This window comes from Rubritalea marina DSM 17716, from assembly GCF_000378105.1.
GTDB classification, from domain to species: Bacteria; Verrucomicrobiota; Verrucomicrobiia; order Verrucomicrobiales; family Akkermansiaceae; genus Rubritalea; species Rubritalea marina.
Genome location: NZ_KB899259.1, coordinates 39877 through 59316 on the forward strand (window position 1 = coordinate 39877; position 19440 = coordinate 59316).

The 19440-nt window shown below is 50.0% G+C and carries 16 protein-coding genes and 1 tRNA gene; 8 read left to right on the plus strand and 9 right to left on the minus strand.

Annotated features, from left to right (window positions below; genetic code table 11):
• Positions 1 to 20: 20 nt before the first annotated feature.
• The 4 genes from xrtU to F454_RS0110545 all read right to left on the minus strand — a co-directional run bounded on the left by xrtU (position 21) and on the right by F454_RS0110545 (position 6061).
• On the minus strand, positions 21 to 1715 hold the full coding sequence (gene xrtU, locus F454_RS0110535; protein ID WP_018970624.1) for an exosortase U: 1695 nt from the start codon (positions 1713 to 1715) through the stop codon (positions 21 to 23).
• Complete coding sequence (locus F454_RS0110540) at positions 1716 to 3173, minus strand: hypothetical protein (RefSeq protein ID WP_205619031.1); 1458 nt, start codon at positions 3171 to 3173, stop codon at positions 1716 to 1718.
• 102 nt (positions 3174 to 3275) lie between these two features.
• Entirely contained in the window at positions 3276 to 3821 is a 546-nt protein-coding gene (locus F454_RS16780) for a SprT-like domain-containing protein (protein WP_083912968.1), read from the minus strand.
• A complete protein-coding gene (locus F454_RS0110545; RefSeq protein WP_169334373.1) occupies positions 3818 to 6061 on the minus strand; it encodes a carboxy terminal-processing peptidase in 2244 nt (747 codons plus the stop codon). Before F454_RS0110545 ends, F454_RS16780 begins: the two co-directional genes overlap by 4 nt.
• Before the next feature lie 182 nt (positions 6062 to 6243).
• Between F454_RS0110545 and metF the strand changes: the two genes are divergently transcribed.
• The 4 genes from metF to F454_RS0110565 all read left to right on the plus strand — a co-directional run bounded on the left by metF (position 6244) and on the right by F454_RS0110565 (position 10500).
• The gene (metF, locus tag F454_RS0110550; RefSeq protein ID WP_026292846.1) at positions 6244 to 7146 is read left to right on the plus strand and encodes a methylenetetrahydrofolate reductase [NAD(P)H]; all 903 of its coding nucleotides are present in this window, start codon (positions 6244 to 6246) and stop codon (positions 7144 to 7146) included.
• Positions 7147 to 7201: 55 nt separating this feature from the next.
• A tRNA-Gly gene (locus F454_RS0110555) sits at positions 7202 to 7275 on the plus strand.
• A gap of 184 nt (positions 7276 to 7459) precedes the next feature.
• Complete coding sequence (locus tag F454_RS16400; protein WP_018970628.1) at positions 7460 to 8158, plus strand: hypothetical protein; 699 nt, start codon at positions 7460 to 7462, stop codon at positions 8156 to 8158.
• 14 nt (positions 8159 to 8172) lie between these two features.
• The gene (locus F454_RS0110565; protein ID WP_018970629.1) at positions 8173 to 10500 is read left to right on the plus strand and encodes a sulfatase-like hydrolase/transferase; all 2328 of its coding nucleotides are present in this window, start codon (positions 8173 to 8175) and stop codon (positions 10498 to 10500) included.
• On the opposite strand, the gene F454_RS15860 is transcribed toward F454_RS0110565, so the two are convergent.
• Both F454_RS15860 and F454_RS0110575 read right to left on the minus strand, forming a co-directional pair.
• Positions 10493 to 11362 (minus strand): uracil-DNA glycosylase, encoded by an 870-nt coding sequence (locus F454_RS15860; protein WP_083912970.1) that lies wholly within the window; start codon positions 11360 to 11362, stop codon positions 10493 to 10495. The genes F454_RS0110565 and F454_RS15860 overlap by 8 nt on opposite strands.
• 37 nt (positions 11363 to 11399) lie before the next feature.
• Entirely contained in the window at positions 11400 to 11861 is a 462-nt protein-coding gene (locus F454_RS0110575; protein ID WP_018970631.1) for a tRNA (cytidine(34)-2'-O)-methyltransferase, read from the minus strand.
• Between the two features lie 86 nt (positions 11862 to 11947).
• Between F454_RS0110575 and F454_RS15865 the strand changes: the two genes are divergently transcribed.
• On the plus strand, positions 11948 to 13324 hold the full coding sequence (locus F454_RS15865; protein WP_051083299.1) for an OmpA family protein: 1377 nt from the start codon (positions 11948 to 11950) through the stop codon (positions 13322 to 13324).
• A gap of 22 nt (positions 13325 to 13346) precedes the next feature.
• On the plus strand, positions 13347 to 14201 hold the full coding sequence (locus tag F454_RS15870; RefSeq protein ID WP_018970632.1) for a M23 family metallopeptidase: 855 nt from the start codon (positions 13347 to 13349) through the stop codon (positions 14199 to 14201).
• On the opposite strand, the gene F454_RS0110590 is transcribed toward F454_RS15870, so the two are convergent.
• Positions 14191 to 15291 (minus strand): aminopeptidase, encoded by a 1101-nt coding sequence (locus F454_RS0110590; RefSeq protein WP_026292847.1) that lies wholly within the window; start codon positions 15289 to 15291, stop codon positions 14191 to 14193. The genes F454_RS15870 and F454_RS0110590 overlap by 11 nt on opposite strands.
• A gap of 115 nt (positions 15292 to 15406) precedes the next feature.
• On the opposite strand from F454_RS0110590, the gene F454_RS0110595 reads away from it, so the two are divergent.
• Positions 15407 to 16132: a uracil-DNA glycosylase family protein gene (locus tag F454_RS0110595; protein ID WP_018970634.1), complete on the plus strand. Its 726-nt coding sequence runs from the start codon at positions 15407 to 15409 to the stop codon at positions 16130 to 16132.
• 29 nt (positions 16133 to 16161) lie between these two features.
• Positions 16162 to 16806, plus strand: a complete 645-nt coding sequence (gene pdxH, locus F454_RS0110600; RefSeq protein ID WP_018970635.1) for a pyridoxamine 5'-phosphate oxidase — start codon at positions 16162 to 16164, stop codon at positions 16804 to 16806.
• Here the strand turns inward: pdxH and araD are convergent, their stop codons facing one another.
• The gene (gene araD, locus F454_RS0110605; RefSeq protein WP_018970636.1) at positions 16807 to 17499 is read right to left on the minus strand and encodes an L-ribulose-5-phosphate 4-epimerase AraD; all 693 of its coding nucleotides are present in this window, start codon (positions 17497 to 17499) and stop codon (positions 16807 to 16809) included.
• Positions 17496 to 19184, minus strand: coding sequence for a ribulokinase (locus F454_RS0110610; RefSeq protein ID WP_018970637.1), 1689 nt, complete (start codon positions 19182 to 19184; stop codon positions 17496 to 17498). The genes araD and F454_RS0110610 overlap by 4 nt, the downstream gene beginning before the upstream one ends.
• Positions 19185 to 19440: the final 256 nt, after the last annotated feature.

Genomic DNA, 19440 nt, shown 5'->3' on the forward strand with positions numbered 1-19440 from the left:
CCCGCTTGAAAGACGATTGCTTATAGGGATTGAGCATCTCTTGTTTCTTGTTGGATTAATAAGCGAGTTTGCTCGCGAAACTCTTCATACATCAAACGAATCTCTTGCTTGGTTGGCTCATCAAGCGCAAAGGGCGTCGTCACCATCGCCTGCGTCTGATAAAAGGTATTCTTGTTTCTGTCCACCGACACCCCATAGGGAGCAGCCCATTGCTTTGGATGCAGATAATACATCACCATATCAAAACGGTGGTCAGTCGGTTTAGGCTGAACAACATTCCCCTCATGGTCACAATGGCTACAAAGAATAAATCCAAAGTCACCCGTCGGCAGGGTCATTTCGGTTTCTGAAGCACCCCAATCAATGTAGCGCTTAAATGGCTCCAGTCTCTCGCTAGAGGCTTGCCAGCCCAACCTACCATAACACACTTTAACATCATGCCATTTATCAAATGGATAATCCAAGGCCATGATAACCAGAGTATCATGGTAACGTAATCTCCAGATAAAGGAATACGCGCCCCACAAACTGGCAAAAGGGCGTTCCTCAGTTTCAATACCGATGAGAGTCCAATTATCTCGATCAAAACGCACCAACTCTGGTTCAATAATCGCTAATTGGCTCTTATCGTGCATGAAGTAGGTTTGATAATCGCCAAAACCATATTGGTAATACAATACAGGTGCTCCAAACCCACCAAAGCAAAGTAATGCCACCGATAGTATCGCTATGCTCCATCTTGGTATCCTTCCTCCTTCAGTATCGGTAGACTTCCTGAACACTTGCATCAGAGCCATCGGACCGAGCTCTGTGAGCCGATCCCATACTCGAGCCAGAGATTTCCCATATTTATTGGGCTTTTCTTCTCCTACAGGAGTAAACAAAAACACCAACAGCGCATCCATACTAAATAGCAAGATGACGCCCAGGGCATAGGACCCGACCAGTAATACATATTCCCATATATTGGTCATTATATCCACGCCGTATGAAGCATAAACCACACCGACAGCCGTAATTCTCAGAATATTCACGAACGCCGCTGCGACGACACCAAAGAGCATCAACAAAATTCCTTGTATCAACGAGCGCTTCATGACGACAGCCATCACTGCAGCTAACGCCACCATGCCAATAAGAGAAAAGGGTCCGTTACATATACCGGAAATATCAATTTCATAACCATCGATCACCAATACCTTACCTTGGAAAACATGATAGTGACCCGCATAGTCAATTGCAGGAGATGCCCCCTTAGATGAAAGCCCTTGAAATAGGGTCAAGAAACGGCGTTCCACTTGATGAGGGACTCGAACTAACAGAAATAAAAGACTCCAAATAGCAAAAGCCCTTGGCATCCTCTTTCGGCCGTTTAACTCAGCAAGCATCAAGCCAATGACAAAAATACTGGTCACCATTGCGACCCAACCAGTGAAATATAGATAAGCGACTCCAGCCAGAGCGAGGCAAAATGTATACCCCACACACAAAGCCCAAGGGCGAGGTCGAAACTGTGCGACTTCTGAATTCTTCCAGCTTTTGTATAGTAGGCCCAGGACGATACAGATTAAAACTGGAAACCATTTGTAATGTGAACGCGCCCAAAGGTCTGCAAAATGATCTATCAGCACAGGGACTAAACTGATCAACAGCAATGCACATAGGACTTGAAAACCCCAGTTCTTAGCTTCGGACGTTGAGCTTTGGCTTTCCATTTATTTACGCACCATCAATTTGTGCTGATCTTCCATCAAGTAGTTACCCAACTCCGCATAACAAGCAGACAAGTAACGATGCAATGATGGTGGAGATGTGACCTGAGAAATTGCCAATGCTTGCTCAAAAGACTCAACAGCATGCTGCCATTGCTTCAACTGCATCTGCAGGCGGCCGCGAGCAACGAGAACTTGAAACTTCTGCTGGGTGCTGAGTGAACGATCATTCACCAAGTAGTCAGCCCATTGCATCATTTGCGATAAGTTCACAATACGCCCATCTCCGTCGGAGTGCTTCACTAAAGCCACCAACAATTCGGGGGATGCCCCTCCTTGCGCTCGCACATCCATTAATAATTCCACGGCCACATCCGAAGCAAGTAACTCAGCATAGAAGATATCCATTGAGACGGAATGATTCCTCTTCAATAAGGGAGATATGCCACTTTGAATGTCAGCTTTTAGTTCGGGATATGTTTCATAAAGACGAGAGAGCCCTTCGGCGTAATAAGCACTCTCCGGGTCAAAGGCACAGGCTGCGACTAAAGACTCTAAGGCTTTAACCTCATCAAAAGTTTCAGCCTTCAACAAATAGACCGCCTTAATATACTCAGCCAATCCTTGCATCCGATCCACGCTGGCATCGAAATCTGAGATGTATTTCTGAGAGGCTGACTTGGCCAAATTAAACTCACCAAGAACGTTCGCCAAAAAGATGTAACAAAGACGCGATGCCTTATCTCCACGTAGAGGCCCAGTAATCCCTCGACCAAGAGTAGCAAACTCATGCCAATTCCACTCCTCCAGCTCGAGATCATTGCCTTGATAAACTGTCGCATGGATCATCGGAACTAAAATATCCACCGATGGGGCATCGGTGATCCTGACACCCTCGAAGAGTATCTCATATGCTTCATTTCGCTTTCCTGAAAGTAACAACCATTCAGACAAAATTTTCCGAGCCTCATCAAGTTTGGGATTGAGTATCAAGGCTGACTCAAGGTGCTTGATTCCGCGCTCAACCACTTCAGAACGCATTTCTTCAGAATATCGAGGAGCATAGTTTTTACCACCGGTGAGCTCAATTGGATAACGGTTCAGAATCCCCTGCTGCGCATCGCCTAAAAACAACTTAGCCATCCACAAGTGCGCTAAAGGATTCCCTTTCGCAATCAAACTTGCATTGGATAATGGAGCGAGGCGTTGCATCACAGCACGCCCACCTTCGAAGTCACCTTCATCCAATAGCGCCTGCCCCTCTTCAAATGTGAGGTTGGAGATCTTACGAGCAACCTCAGAAGTGATCGAATTTCCAAAGTCCTCCTGGGCTGGAGGTTCATGGGTACTGAGCGCATACCAAACACCACCAGCGACTACACCGACAATCAATACGATAATGGCAAGTATACGCCCGTATACTTCACACCACCTTTTAAAACTTCTTAAGCGTCTGGACATAGATTTTCACGATAGCATGCACAGCCTACTCCCGCATAGCAAGAGTTAGTAATACACGATTCAGTTCCAATTCAAGCTATTATAAGCCTATTTCTATAGCACTCAACCGATCTTAAATTCCTTCATCACAAAGCGTTGATCAAATCGCCCCCCTGAATGCCTCTTACAACACGAAGCACAAGCAATCTTTCGCTTCACACGCCTTACTCGATCCACATCCAGATCACAGTTCGGACAAACGTAACGCCACTTCCGAACTTGTCGCGCACGAGGCAGACTCAGACGATGTGTTGCAGATTCACCGGGAATACCTAGATCAGCGCAGGCGGTTCGCCATTCAATCCCGTGCGGCGCAATACGGCGCCCTCCAGCTCGCCAATATGCTAACAAATGTGCTAGCTCGTGTAACAAAGTCCTACGAACCTCAGTCAAACTTATATCCAGCAAACGCGGATTCAAGTCCACCCGACACTCAGGCCAAAATGCTCGACCTGCGGCTGAGCGCATGCGCGAATTCCAGGCCACAGAAACACGCGCAGCCACCTCTCTCCCATGATCGGCGCCATCTAATATTGCTATGCAATCAGCGACTAACTGCTGAAGCCGCACGGCATCGACCCGTTCAGACAAGGGCTCAACATCATTCATTGTGACGCTTTCACCACCTTGGCTGCTTCAGAAAGTTCGATGAGATCGCCTAAAATAGCAACACCCTCGCGCTTTACCAGATCCAAGCCTGAAGGCCATTCAGGAGTGATATCCAGCTCCTCAATTTCATCTACAGCCATTTCCATGTAGTCATCTTCATCTGATGATGGGTCGAATTTCGGTAAACCGTCTTTTTTAAGATCGTCAAGGTGGGCGCGATAAAATGTCATGCTCTCACGATCCGCTTTCTGCACTTCGGCGAAACGAACGAGACGTTCTTTGTTCAGCTCTTTAGTACGTTGCTCTACCTCCTCTAGCTCCAGCTTGCGATTGACTATGTTGAGAGACAGCTCATTTTTGTCGATTCTTTCCTTTGCACGTCGCACATCCTCTTCGAGATACTTAAAATCGTTAGATTCTGAAACTCGCTTCAAACTACGTCCTTTCAGTTCCGAAACAAACAAGCTTGCTCGATCAAGAGCATTGTAGCCCTTGGCTTTCTCGATCATATCGTAAGCTAGTGCGTAGTAGAGATACTTCTCCCCCACTTCAACAGCATCCATCATGTTTGGTAGAACAATATCAGCTTCCACACCTCTATTTTGGGTAGACTTCCCTGAAACGCGGTAGAACTTCTGAATCGTAGGTTTCAAAAAACCGGCGCGATCTCGATTGGCAAAGAATGGCATCAGACGAGCAATTTCCATAGGTTGCTGCACTGTACCTTTGCCGAAGGTGGAGCTAGTCCCGACCACCACAGCTCGGTTGTAATCTTGAAGAGCTCCTGCCAAAATTTCACTCGCTGAGGCACTTGCTTTATCAATCAATACCACCATTGGCTTGGTGAAGAAGGCCTTGTCGTATGAGCGCTTCACATCCACCCCTCCAAGGTAATCTTTGATCTGCACCACAGGACCACGGCCAGTAAAGAAACCGGTCATACGACGAACTTCTTCAAGTGAACCTCCGCCATTCCCACGTAGATCCATCACCAGTCCATCTACCTTCTCGTCATTAAAACGGTGAAGAATTTCCTCCACATGCACAGAGCATCGGTTCTCCCCAGTATCGAAATTGGCATAAAATGAAGGGAGGGTAAGAATACCAAGCTTGCTGATAGACCCATCCTCCTTTTTCTTTTCAATAATTTCCCCCTGCGCGAACGACTCTCCCATTTCTACGGTTCCGCGCTTGATGACAATGAACTTTGGCTGTCCACCGTCAGCTGGCTCCACCTTGAGTCGAACACTCGTGCCCTTTTCGCCACGGATTTTATCCACGACTTTATCGAGCTTCATGAACATGATATCGATGACGTCACCAGTATTGTTATGATCCACTCCTACAACGCTATCATTGAGCTTCAACTCACCTTGTGATTCAGCTGGTCCGCCTTTCACTATCCCCATGATCTTGGTACTTCCATCATCTTGAGCCTGAAGCATCGCCCCAATACCTACAAATTCATTGCTCATCCCCTGCATGAAACGCTCCATCTCACGAGCACTGAAGTAGTCCGTATGTGGCCCATATGACTTTGCCACTGCTGACAAAAAGTAATTCGCCACATCCTCATGGTCCGCATCATCCACAGCGTGCTTGACTCGTTCATAGCGTAGCTTGAGCTTTTCACCGATGGGCTTCTCATCCTTCAGTGGGTTCTCTTTCCCCTGCTCTTCCGCACGCTTCATGATCACTTGGCGCCGTAAAGTCTCCGAGAGCATCGCGTCTTCAATCATCCCACTCCATAGTGTCTCAGCCGCCTTTTCATCTTCAGGCCAGCCCTCGAGAGTGGGCTTCAGCTGGTCGCGTCGGCTACGCTTGATGACTCGGTCAGAATCGAACGTAAACTCCGCTTCACTGAGAATTTGCTGAGCGACTGCGATACGTTGATTCACACGCTCTTTGTAGACTGCATATATTTCCTCAGCAGCGGTCATGCTTCCTTTATTCAACAGTAAGGCAGTCAGCTGATCGTTGTACTTAAGCGCTAAGCTATCTACATCCTTCTGCGTGAAATACATTTTCCCAGAATCTAGCTCGTTAAGATACATCGCAAACACTCGCTCACTCAGGGCAGCGTCAAAATCTAAACGATCATAATGTCGGTTACGCAACATGATCGACATTTGCTTGCCAACTTCATTAAAATCAGTACCCGCGCCATGCACTGGCAGCACTGAAATCACACTGGCAATTCCAATCATCCACACTCTGGATATCCACTTCAAATTCTTCATAACAAATACTACGCTGACAATTTTCCAATTTAGCGAACTTCTCAAACAATCCACCACATTGGAGGAATTGTCGAACCCTTTCCTCATACTGTAGGCCAAAATTCCCGCAGCATTCAACCATTCAGCCAGTCCTGCGTATTTTTCTTGTCATTAGCACTGCAATTGGCACAACTCCCATGGCCATGCACATTGACGACATTCTACAGCAGAATTCCCCCTCGCTTTCATTCGAGTTCTTTCCTCCACGCACCCAAGATGGCGCGGACACACTCTATGAAACGATCGCTGATTTAGAACCATACAACCCCTCATTCGTTTCCGTCACCTATGGTGCGGGAGGCACCACCCGGGACCTCACCCACGACCTCGTGCTACGCATCAAGGAAACAACAGGTATCCCACCTGTTCCACACCTCACCTGCATCGGCCACAGCAGGGAAGAAATCGAGCAAATCCTCATCCGCTACGCAGAGGCCGGAGTGGCCAACATCCTAGCACTGCGCGGCGACCCTCCGCGCGACCAACCAGACTACGACCGCAGCAAGGACGACTTCCAGTTTGCCTCGGACCTCGTCTCATTTATTAAAGAATTTAACGCATCTGGTCGCCATCCAGACTCACGAGGCTTCGGCATTGGGGTCGCGGGCTTCCCCGAAGGCCACCCAGCAACGCAAAACCGGGTGCTCGAAATGGATTACATGAAACAAAAAGTTGATGCTGGTGCCGACTACATCTGTACCCAACTCTTCTTCGACAACCACGACTTCATGGACTACCGCGAACGTTGTGACATTGCAGGCATCAACATCCCGATCATCGCAGGCGTCATGCCAGTCACCTCACTCGGAGGCATGAAGCGCATGGCTGAGCTAGCCGAAGGAGCACGCTACCCGGCGAAGCTTCTACGTGCTCTTGAACGCGGTAACGGAGATGCCAGCTCTGTGGAACGCATTGGTATTCATTACGCTGCGCAACAATGCCACGAACTCCTAGATAATGACGTCGACGGCATCCACTTCTACACCTTGAACAAATCCAAGGCGACACGGGAAATTTATGCAAGTTTAGGCTTGAGCCAATCCTGAGCATCCCTTAATACTCCTCGCACGTCACCCAAACAGGTGATCTTCTAATGCGAAAGCGGGTATAGCATAGTGGTAATGCTCCAGCCTTCCAAGCTGATTAGGAGGGTTCGATTCCCTCTACCCGCTCCATTAAAAAAGCCTCTTGAGTCACACTCACGAGGCTCTTTTTTTCTTAATCCAAGGTAACAAGGTGCTCCTGACACAACAGCAACAGATGAGCCCTCCCTGGTCCGACCTACACAAGCCACTTTGGAATTTGCAAGCATCGCGGCATCTGCTTTGATGCCGCGCCCAGAAACTCCTGACACATCATATGAATGCACTCTTAATACTCATCCAGGAACCGATCACCGACCCACTCGGCTCGGATAGCGGTGGACTGAGTCCGGTGCACTATCAAGCACTGCTCGAAGTGCTACTGCAGCAACTTGAGGGCCTCCATGACACTCATGTACGCTTTTGTTACAGCCCAGCAGACGCGGGTGAAGCGCTACAATTTTTTCTACTCCCTCTGCTACGCGGTCAAGTTCACAAACGCCGCCACGACTTTCTCTTCACTCCAGAAAAGAATGCTCCCGCCTTCACCATCGGCTTCACCCCGCTTGAGGCACACGCCATCGGCCAGGCCCTCACCAATACCATTGAAAGCCTTTACCGGGAGGGCTTCAATAAGGTTGCCGTGATGGGCAGCGACTCGCCAGCCTGCGGGTCACGATGGATCAAAACGGCACTCTCGCAAACCAAACCAAAATCGCCAAGCCTCGGGCTCAATCACGCGGGGGAACCATACTTCATCGCTTCCACTGAGGCTAGTGACTTTGCTTATCTGGCCGAAGCTCTCGGCCCTCTCACGGTCTCATTACCTAGCCAGCGCCCAGCCCTCACCACTCAGGCCTTCATGCTTCCAGCACTCGAACACGTCCGCAACGTCTCAGAATGGGAAGACGCCTTAAATTCTGCCATAGGTGGAAAACTCAAAGCAGCCTTCAATCGCCAAAAAGAACACTGCTAGACCATACCCACTTTATGTCCTACAAGATCCAACATAGCCTAATCTGGTTACTGGGCTCAGTATTCGGCATCACGCCTCTACTGCAAAAACACCACTATGCTAGGGGGGCTATTTCTCCTTACCTCGGTGATGGATTCATCGCACATCATGTTCTCATTGGGCTCGCACTTGGCGCCATGGGCGCCTCCCTTTGGGGGAGCTTCTCTAATTGGATCCATCAATCCTCCAAGACGCCTGAGCAGGCCACCCCATGGATTCGCGCCACTTTTGCCACACAAGTCGCGTGTATCACCCTAGCCTATTTAGGCATACTCACCGGCGGGATCTACCTCCTCGTAGGAGGCGCCTCCACCATAGTGATCGGCTACGTGTTTAGCCTGAGCAGCAGCCGAGGTACTGGCCCATCAGCTCCCGCTCAGGCGTGGGCATGGCTTCGCCGCAGTCGCCCGATACATTGGCCGTTCTTACTCAGCATTTGCGCCCTCCTTATCTGGCACAACACTGAGCTAATTAAAGGCATGCACTCGCTGGCCCCGCTTCACACCTTAAGCCTATTTATCAGCCGCATTGCCACGCAAATCACCGCTGCAGGCAGCCTCTATTTGATCCTTCAACTCGCAATCGACTCAGGCCCACGCTGGGCCAAGCCCAGCCTCTGGTCACTGATCTCCCTAACCCCTATCTTTGTCGTAGCAGACCAAATGCTTCACACATATTGGAATCAGACCTTCATGGGCTTCCTCAATCAATTTGGTATTCAAGGTCTACTCAACCTCAACGCCGAACTCAAAGGCGGCGGCGTCCCAATGGGTGTCTGGGCTCTAATCGGCGTGATAGCCATCCTCTTCGCCGTCCTAGCAAGCTGCACCTACCTGGCGAGCAAAGTAGCGCAGAGGCTTCACCTCAATCTCGCTCCATCTAGCCTACTTGTCCTCATTGTTACCGGGACTGCTATCGCCTCACTAGAGCAAGCAATCGGTAAATCGTGGAAAGACCACCGCGACTGGAAGCAAGAGTACCTCGAGTTCGGGCTTCATCTCTCAGGCATTCGCCCCCCCAATGGTCTAGCAAAATTTAGCGTTGCACACAAACTTCCAAACTACCCCATCAGCCCCGATGCTCTCATAGCAAAACGCCAAGCAGACATCTACATCGTCTACATCGAATCCTTCAGACATGACGCACTACGCGCTAACATCACCCCCTTCCTCCACCACTTTGCCGAGTCTGAAGCCCAATCCATTGGCTCCACCTGGGCCGCATCCAATGGCACCCACCTCAGCTGGTTCAGCACACTCACGGGACAAACACCACTCGCCAGAGAGCTCCACCGCGACCACGCCAGAGAACAAAACTGGCCAGGCCTCTGCACCATGAGAGCTCTCAAGCAAGCTGGTTACCAACTCCACATACATACCGCCAAGAGCCTCGCGTACCGCGGCATGGGCACACAACTGATCGGCGAGGCTCAGAGCCCATTTTGCTCTATCCGACAGGACGAACCCAGTGATCCAATGCATGGTTTCAGCTACCCAGAGAAAGAAGTGATGGTCTTTGACGGGGTGGTCGAACTCATTGACAAAGCCCCCAAGGGCCAGACCTTTGTTATCACCACCATCGACTCGCCGCACTTCCAGTACTCGTGGCATCCTGACTTCACGCCACCTTTTCCAGATTACTACCCGCACAAAGTATTTCCGGCCACCCCGACGAAAGAGGAAATTCAGCTGATCAAAAATCAATACTACAACGCCTTAGCTTGGGGTGACCAAGTGGCCAAATCATTTTGCGACGGACTCAAAAAGATCGGACGCTATGAGGAATCCATCATCGTCTTTCTAGGTGACCATGGTGAAGAATTCCAAGATCATGGGGGATGGCTGCATGTTTCCTCGCTAGAAGACGAACAAATCCTCAGCCCCATGCTGATCAAGTGGCCAAAATCCTATGGCTCCACCCCATCCCACATGGAGGCTGGCCACATCGACCTCTTCCCAAGCCTCCTCCATTACATTACGGGCCAAGTCCCTCAAGACCTACCCGGCCACAGCTTGCTACAAAAAGACCCAGAGCGCACACACATCATCTGTACCGCTCAAGGTGGAGTCACCGAAGAAGGGATGCTACTAACGCGAATGGGCTACAAGGCATTCTTCACTTGGCCAGAGTACTTCACCGGGCGCCCAGGTGACACCCTCACGCTCACTCGCCTCACCGGGCCAGATGGCGATATCCACTGCAACTCAGATCAGGAATATTACCAAACCATCATGACACTCTTCCCGGATGCCGTCGGCACCTACTTCAAGCATCTGATCCTTGATCGCTCAGAACCTAACTAAAGTAAGAGCGCTGCTTCTCAGAAATAGGCATTTCTAGCAGCTCCATGATCGCGAGCATATCCTTCCACACCCATTTCTTTTCTGGGGTGATCCCTTCTTGGAGAAGGTAGCTGGGGTGGTATGTGGAGCGAACTGGCACCTCAAATGCATCATTGAAGCGACCTAACAACTGCTTTGCGGACACCTCATGCCCCACTAGCGCTTTAGCAACTGAAGAGCCGAGGGCGATAATGACCTTCGGTTGCACCAATTCGATTTCGCGCTTCAAGTATGGTAGAAAGGCATCAACCTCCTCGCGACTAGGCTTCCGAGTATTGATCGTCTGTCCAACAGCATTAGGTCTATATTTGACCAAGTATGTGCTATGCACATCATCCAGCTGCAAACCCATTGCTTTGAGAATCGCAGCCATCTTTTTACCAGCTGGTCCAGAAAATGGCAGCCCTGCCTGCTCGTCGTGGTAGCTAGGAGATTCAGACACTAACATAATCCCTGAACGCGCACTGCCATTGGCGGCCACAAACTTAGTTTTTAATGCCCCCACATTACTCAACTCCGTATCGTTCTGCATCTGAGTGAATAATTGCTCTAAGCTGCCTGCCGCGCTAATATCCATCGCTGGAGAAACCGGAACTTCCGCAGCAACGGAGGGCGGAGCAGCAGAGGCAACTTGCCCCTGTCGCGGCGTCTCAGTAGCTCGATTTGAAGACTTCGCGTGAGGTGACACGGCCTCTTTTTGATGAGCCTCTAGATAAAACTTCCTAAGTAACTTTTTCGCCGAATCGTCCACCCAAACAGCCTCCTGCCCCCGGCGCTGCAGTAGCTCCAAGTACTCAGTCAACATCGCTTTAGTGGTAGGCATAATCAAACCATCTAGCGACGACAGTGTAAGGTCAAGGTCATTCCTCGAGACGCATCTGACGCATGCCTTCAAACAAGACAATGCCGACCGCAGTCGCCAAATTCAGACTACGTGTCCCCCCGCTTACCATCGGAATCGTCAGGGCCGTATCCTGATACTTTTCAATAATCGGTTCAGCGAGCCCTCGCGTCTCACGGCCAAACAAGAGGTAGTCGCCCTCTTTAAGGTCAGCATCCCAGTATGCCTTTTCTGTCTTGGTCGTGAGCAAGAACATGCGTGACACGTCACTCACGGATGCTTCAAATTCCTCCCAAGACTCCCAGATCACCAAATCCACATCTTTCCAGTAGTCTAGGCCAGCGCGTTTGACCGTCTTCTCGTCGATATCAAAGCCTAGCGGCTTCACCAAATGCAGACGCGCACCGGCCGCTAAAACCAAGCGCCCTGCAGCCCCAGTATTGTGAGGAATCTCGGGGTGCACTAATACGACATTGAACATGAAACAGGCATATCTACAGGATTCACAAGATTCAAGCACTGGGGGAAAGAATTCGCTGTGTTATCGCGTAAAATTTGTGTATTGTCATGCCCGTGAAACCACACCTTCTCATCAGCCTCATTTCTCTTTCCGTATTCAGCTTCAGCTGCGGCAAAAAAGAGGAAGCACCCGCTCCTACACCAAACGAGAACAAAGAAGCCATAACTTCGGACCCGACAGGAGACGCATTGAGCCAACGTCGAGTCGCACCTCAAGAGGTCGAAACGGAAGATACGCTGCCAGAGGCTCAGCTTTACATCAAGCCGACCCGCTCTCCTGAGCAATTCCTCGCCAACTTTATCGAATTACTCCAGTCTGATGTTTCACCAGATCAGATTCAACACATGCTCGAGGACTACTCGAATCTCAAATTGAGTGCTGAGCAAGTCGAGCAGATCAAGGCCCTCCAGTCGCTTGTACAATCATCCAAGGCGGACACTCCAGCCACAAAACAACTTGAAAAAGTAGGGGACATCAAAATCAACCAAGTCAGCCGCTGGGCACTCAAACACCTCGGCCAAGCTCCCATACTCATCGACGTGAGCCGCCAAGGCAGTAGCGCTTGGAGTATTGAGCAAATCGCCATCCCACAAGTAGCCTCCAACACCCCAGCCCCAAGCACCATCACAGCTGGAGATGAAGCGACCACTCAGGATTCCAAGGGCACGGAGAAATCAGCCCAAGACGATCCACTCAACTTCAGTTATTTCTTCCTCCAAGCTCTGCTCAAACAAGACTTCCGCCTTGCTAAAACGATGGTCGACACCAACACCATCACCGACGCAACCCTGGCCGCACTTTGTATTATCTTTGATGAGGCCGCATACACCATCGATAAGAAAAAACCGCTGCGTGCCCTATTCATGCGCGAAACCGCTGCTGGCTTCTATGCCAACGTGATTTCAAGTGAAGGTAGTAAAGCCGCTCATTTCTCCATTCTCACCCAACGCGAAACAGCTCAAGATAAATGGAAAATCTACGAGATCAACCTCAACGACCTCCTCAGCGACTTCACCAAGCGTATGGGTGCAGGTGATAGCTATTTCACCCCCCTCGTGAAGAACCCTCAAGGAGGGGACACTTTGGTGATATACTTTGATTTCGACTCCGATCAAATCACTCCTCGCATGGAAAAGCAGCTGCAGATCGTCACCGCCTTGCTGAAGTTAGACAACGCCAAGAAAATCACACTCTCCGGGCACACCGACAGCAAGGGCCAAAGCGGCTACAACCTAAGCCTCTCAGAAAAGCGCGCACTTAAGGTAAAGGAGTATCTCTCCAGCCATGGAGTGAATGCCGCTCAAATCATTACCAAATCTTTGGGAGCAACCATACCTCGAGCGCCGAACACTTTCAATGACGGTAGCGACAACCCCGATGGAAGACGCGCAAACCGCCGCACAGAAATCTTCTTAGACTTCTAATCTACCTCGACCAGCCTAGCACATGCCCTTCATTCTATCACGCTTTGTGCTAGCGCTCATCCTAGGGCTCATTTGTTATGCAGCCTACCTCACGATCGACACCCGCTATGAGGAACAACCTCCATTGCAGAATTTCTACAATGCTCAATTTGTGGATGTGCCGCTAGGGATCCCCTTCGATCAAGACACACCAAATAATGGAGCACAGCAATTCGACCCTCGCTTCCACTTCCATAGCCCCTTTGAAGCTGCTCAGATCCCCAAAGCGACCATCGTATCTGAAACTCTAGGTTCAGAATTTGGAGGTTTTGCATACAATGCACAGGCCTTCATGTCCCCGAATAGCGTGCGCGGGGGAAGGCATACCGGGGATGACCTCAACGGCATTGGTGGTGGAGACTCAGACTTCGGTGATCCGGTTTATGCATTTGGCGACGGCCTCGTGATCTACGCCGGAACACCATCACCCGGCTGGGGGAAAACTGTGATCCTCGCACACCGCGCAGAAGATGGGTCCACTCTCCACAGCATGTATAGCCACCTTTCTGCAATCGATGTATCTACCAACACGCTCGTAGCACGTGGCACCACGGTAGGCAGTGTCGGATCAGCAGATGGACGCTACCTCGCACACCTTCACCTCGAGCTCAGACAGACCGATGGTTTTTCTCCGCAAAGTGGCTACTCCACCCACCAGTTTGACCGCCTAGATCCAAGCGAAGTGCTGAGCCAGTGGCCTCAAAAACCTCTCGCGGCTGTTAGCCCCAGCATTTTGAACATCATCCAAAATACGGCAAGAAAGCACGCCCAACTACCAAAGATGGACACACAATCGGCACTCAAACTTCAAGAGCTGTTGGATGATTCTAGTAATTGAGACCACTAAGCGACTCATCCAAGAAAACACCATCTTTACGGATCAATACGTCATCGAAATAGATCTCGCCACCTCCCCAGTCTTCTCGCTGAATTGACACCATGTCCCAGTGCACTTGCGAGCGGTTTCCATTATCGGCTTCCTCATAGGCTTGGCCTGGAGTGAAATGGAAAGACCCTGCAATTTTCTCATCAAATAAGATGTCTCGCATCGGCTCTTTAATTACGGGATTGAAACCCAGAGCAAATTCACCAACGAATCGAGCACCTGCATCTGAATCAAGAATCTTGTTGAGTGCCTCAGTTTTTGAGCCGGCCTCAGCCTTCACGATTTTTCCATTCTCAAAGGTGAGCTCTATGTTATCGAAAGCAATCCCTTGATAGATTGTTGGTGCATTGTAAGTGATCACGCCGTTCACGCTTTCTTTCACCGGTGCATTGAAGACCTCGCCATCCGGAATGTTGTAATTACCGCAACATACAATTGATGGAATATCTTTGATCGAGAAGGTCAGGTTAGTTCCAGGCCCGACAATGCGCACATCATTGGTCTCATCCATGAGGGTCTTGAGATTTTCAGCTGCATGATTCAGCGCAGCGTAATCGAGAAGACACACTTCAAAGTAAAAGTCTTCAAACGCTTCCGTACTCATACTTGCTTGTTGCGCCATGGAGGGTGTGGGCCAGCGCAACACACACCACTTCGTCTCTTTCACGCGATGGTCCATCACTGGCCTGAGCGCCTGCATTGCTAGAGCCATTTTCTCCGGTGGCACATCACTCAACTCAGTAATATTCTGTGATCCGCGGAGAGCAATGTATGCATCCATGTCTTTCATCTCAGCCATTTGATGCTCCGCCAAGGCCTTGTACTGCTCCGTGGTGGCACCGAGCATCAATTCACGATTCAAACGAGCATGGTTCACTCTCAAGAATGGTAATCCACCACACGCTCTCACAGCGCGCATCAAAGCCACGCCAATCGCGTCAGGGACCTCGGCCAAGTCGATAAGAACTTTCTCCCCTGATTGGATGTTCGTAGAGTATTGGACGAGTTGTTGGGCTAACTGATCAATTCGGGAATCGTGCATGCTGAACATGCTGGATCTATCGACTTGGATGTCAAGCAAGCGAGTCCGCAGGAGGGGTCTTTTTGATGCTTCACAGTTGCAAGCTGCCCCCTTCTGATCCACCTTAGCTCTCAGTATGAGGGAAGAGATTGAGACTGCTGGTAGATTGCTCATCAAGCAACTTGAGAATATCAAGTTCTCCGAGCCCGTTACCCACACATACAACCCGATGGACTACGCTTGGGACGCCCACCATGAGTACACCACTCGCTTTGCCGGCAACAAAAAGCAGGTGCTATTTCTAGGTATGAACCCCGGACCATGGGGGATGGCGCAGACTGGAGTACCATTCGGCGAAATCTCCGCAGTACGTGATTGGATGGGTATTGAAATGGACGTGCTACAGCCCCAAAACCCACACCCAAAACGCCCGATCGAAGGCTTTGCCTGCAAGAAGTCGGAAGTCAGTGGCAGGAGGCTCTGGGGGCTATTTGCTTCCAAGTACCCCAATGCCGAAGACTTTTTTCGAGAACACTTTGTGACTAACTTCTGCCCACTCGTATGGATGGGTGAGACTGGTAGAAACATCACACCAGATAAATTGCCAAAATCAGAATTCACTCCAGTCGAGGAAGCCTGTCAAAGTTACCTTAGCACCATCATCCGCCAACTTAAACCCACTCACCTCGTCGGCGTTGGTGCCTTTGCTGAAAAGCAACTCAAGCTCACCGCCAACAAGCACCTGGGTGACCAAACATTTCAAATTTCTAAAATCCTACACCCCTCACCAGCCTCACCTCTCGCGAACAAAGGCTGGCCAGATGTCCCAACCCAACAACTGAAAGACCTCGGGCTCTGGTAATCCCCTCAATCCAAACCCATCACTTCTTCATGGACCTATCCGAATACCGCAAAGACTACCTCAAAGACGGACTCACCCGAGCCAACGCTATGGAGGATCCCCTAAAGCAATTTGAACATTGGTTCCAACAAGCTGTGGACGCCGACTACCCAGAGCCGAATGCCATGTCTCTTGCCACGGTAGACACCAACATGCAGCCGAGCATACGCACTGTCCTTCTCAAGCACTTTAGCGCCGAAGGTTTCGTGTTCTTCACCAACTATCAGAGCCGCAAAGCTCAAGATATCGAAGCAAACCCACAAGTCTCCATCCTATTTCCTTGGATCACACTTGAGCGACAAGTCATCATCAAAGGACATGTAGAAAAAATCTCCCGCGAAGAGTCCGAGCAATACTTCAAGAGCCGCCCACACTCGAGCCAACTCGGAGCTTGGGTCTCGAACCAAAGCTCCGTGGTGCTCAATCGAGAATTCCTAGCAACCAAACTCGATGAGCTAGATAAAGAATTTAAGCCCGGAGAAGTACCACTCCCAGAGTTTTGGGGAGGCTATCGGATCAAGCCCGAGAGCTTTGAGTTTTGGCAAGGTGGTCCAGGCAGATTGCACGATCGTCTCTACTACAGCCCAGCGCCCAACAACTCAGGAGAGTGGTCGATCGAGCGACTCTCTCCATAATTACTGCCCATAGTAGGCATTGGCTCCATGCTTGCGCTGGTAATGCTGCTTAAGAATGTGCTCCGGAATAGGCTTCAGCTCAGGATTCAGCTGGTAGCTCATTAAGGCCATCTGCGCGCACATCTCTAAGGCGATACTGTTCTCCACAGCTTTGACCGTATTCTGCCCCCACGTAAATGGAGCATGATGCCGTAATAACACCGCTGGCATCTCAACTGGATCAAGTCCCAGCGCTTCAAAACATTCTACAATACTCACCCCCGTGAAGTGCTCGTAGTCCTGAGCAAGCTCAGCAGCTGTCAGCGCACGCGCAAGTGGCACCTCACCATAAAAGTGATCAGCATGCGTTGTGCCGAGGCAGGCCAATGCTTTTCCTGCTTGAGAAAACGCGGTAGCAGAAGGACTGTGAGTATGCACCACGGCACCTATGCTTGAAAAATTCCGATAGAGCTCAAGATGGGTTTTTGTGTCTGATGAAGGCTTAAATTCGCCCTCAATCACATCATTCTCGAGATTCACCACCACGATGTTTGAAGGCTTCAGCTCTTCGTATGGAACCCCACTGGGTTTGATCGCCACTAGACCAGAATCTCGGTCTATAGCACTCACATTTCCCCAAGTAAGCGCCACCAAACCTGAGCTCTTTAACGCTTGATTTGCCTCAACTACTTGGCGCTTTAATTCCTGTGTCATTCGTTTGCAATCTTACGTTGTTGCTCTCTAATGTCCATCAGCTCTTTCATGATATTGTAGAGATTGCCCTGCCATTGCTGGGTCCCAAAGGCATCATGGAGCTGACGATACAATTGATAGATTCGATCATAAGATTCAACATGCTCTGGAACTGGAATGTACACTCTATCATGGTGACGAACCACACGGCCTTGCATCACAGACAGCTCATCATACCCTGCAGCTACGGCGCCAAAAACAGCGGCTCCTAACGCACAAGTTTGCTCGCTTTCAGAAACCTTCAGAGGCTTAGCAATAACGTCAGCATAGATCTGCATCAGCACGGGATTTTTCAATGAAAGCCCACCTGTAGTGATCACTTCATCAATGCGCACTCCATATTCTTCCATGCGCTCAATAATGGCACGCGCTCCGAAAGCGGTAGCTTCAATATAAGCGCGATAAACCTCGTGGGCTTGAGTCTGAAGCGTCTGTCCCACAAGCACCCCCGAGAGGCGAGGATCCGTAAGTACTGTGCGATTTCCATTATTCCAATCCAACGCTAACAAGCCAGTCTCCCCCGGCTTTAATGCTTCTATAGCCTCCCCCATCACTTGAAATTTTTCTCCTAAGTCGCAACCATAGGAATCTGGAACCAAGTGCCTCACCAGCCAGAGAAAGAGATCACCTACGGCAGACTGCCCAGCCTCTATGCCAATCAATCCAGGGATCACTGACCCGTCTACTTGACCACACACCCCCGGAACATCTGCCACGTCTGCTTGGGCCACAGTGATATCACATGTGGATGTCCCCAACACCTTGACCAAAGAACCCACGTTCACCCCAGCCCCGACTGCGCCCATATGGCAATCAAAGGCTCCCACCGCGATCGCGACCCCTTCCCTTAAACCTAGACGATCTGCCCAACCTTTTGATAGTGTCCCCGCGAGTCGGTCCGATGGATGCGCCCTATCGTAGAGACGGTCCCTCAAGTCAGCGAGTTCTGGGTCCAGCTCAGCCAGAAACTCCTTGTCGGGCAATCCCCCCCAAGCGTCTGAATACATTGCTTTATGCCCAGCCGCACACACTGAGCGTTTCAGAGTGAGTGGATTGGTGTCACCTGAGAGTTCAGCAGTCAGCCAATCGCAATGCTCAACAAAGGAGAAAGCAGCATTGAAGACCTTCAGGTCAACATTCTTAAGGTGCAAGATCTTCGCCCACCACCACTCTGAGGAATAAATCCCACCACACTTCGCCAAATACTCTGGTCGTGATTTTTTCGCAACATCGGTAATGAGCTCAGCCTCCCGGTATGCCGTGTGATCTTTCCACAACCATACCTGAGCATTGAGCTTGTCTCGGAATTCCTCTTGGAACGCTAAAGGTTGACCTTTCATGTCCACGGGAATCACAGTGGAACCAGTGGTATCCACACCAATGCTAATAACATCTGCCGCTTCGAATTCCGTACACCTTTGGGCAGCTTGCTCCACTGCCGCACGGATGATGTGCACACAACCGTCAAGGTAATCTTTCGGGTTCTGACGTGCCACATGCGGATTCTCCGGATCATTTAAAATCCCCATCTCACCCGAAGGATAATGGTACACCCCAGAGCCAAGCTCCTCACCCGTCTCCAAATCAATCAATAGTGAACGACATGAATTGGTTCCGTAATCTAATCCTATTCCGTATTTTGACATTTTAATTTCAGTGGGTAAAACAACGCATCTAGCACTCCCAATAATTAGTTTACTTTCATCACATGGCTACGCCCCCTGACACGGGAAGCTTGCCTCTCGGCAGAAGAACACATGACGAATTAAAACAATACGAATCGAATATGCTAGAGCACACAATTTCATACCATTATTAGGATTACCAAAGAATCAGACACAATTCTCCTGAAATAGGAAAGAGCATTTCCCCAACCTATTTCAACACACACAATCCCACACA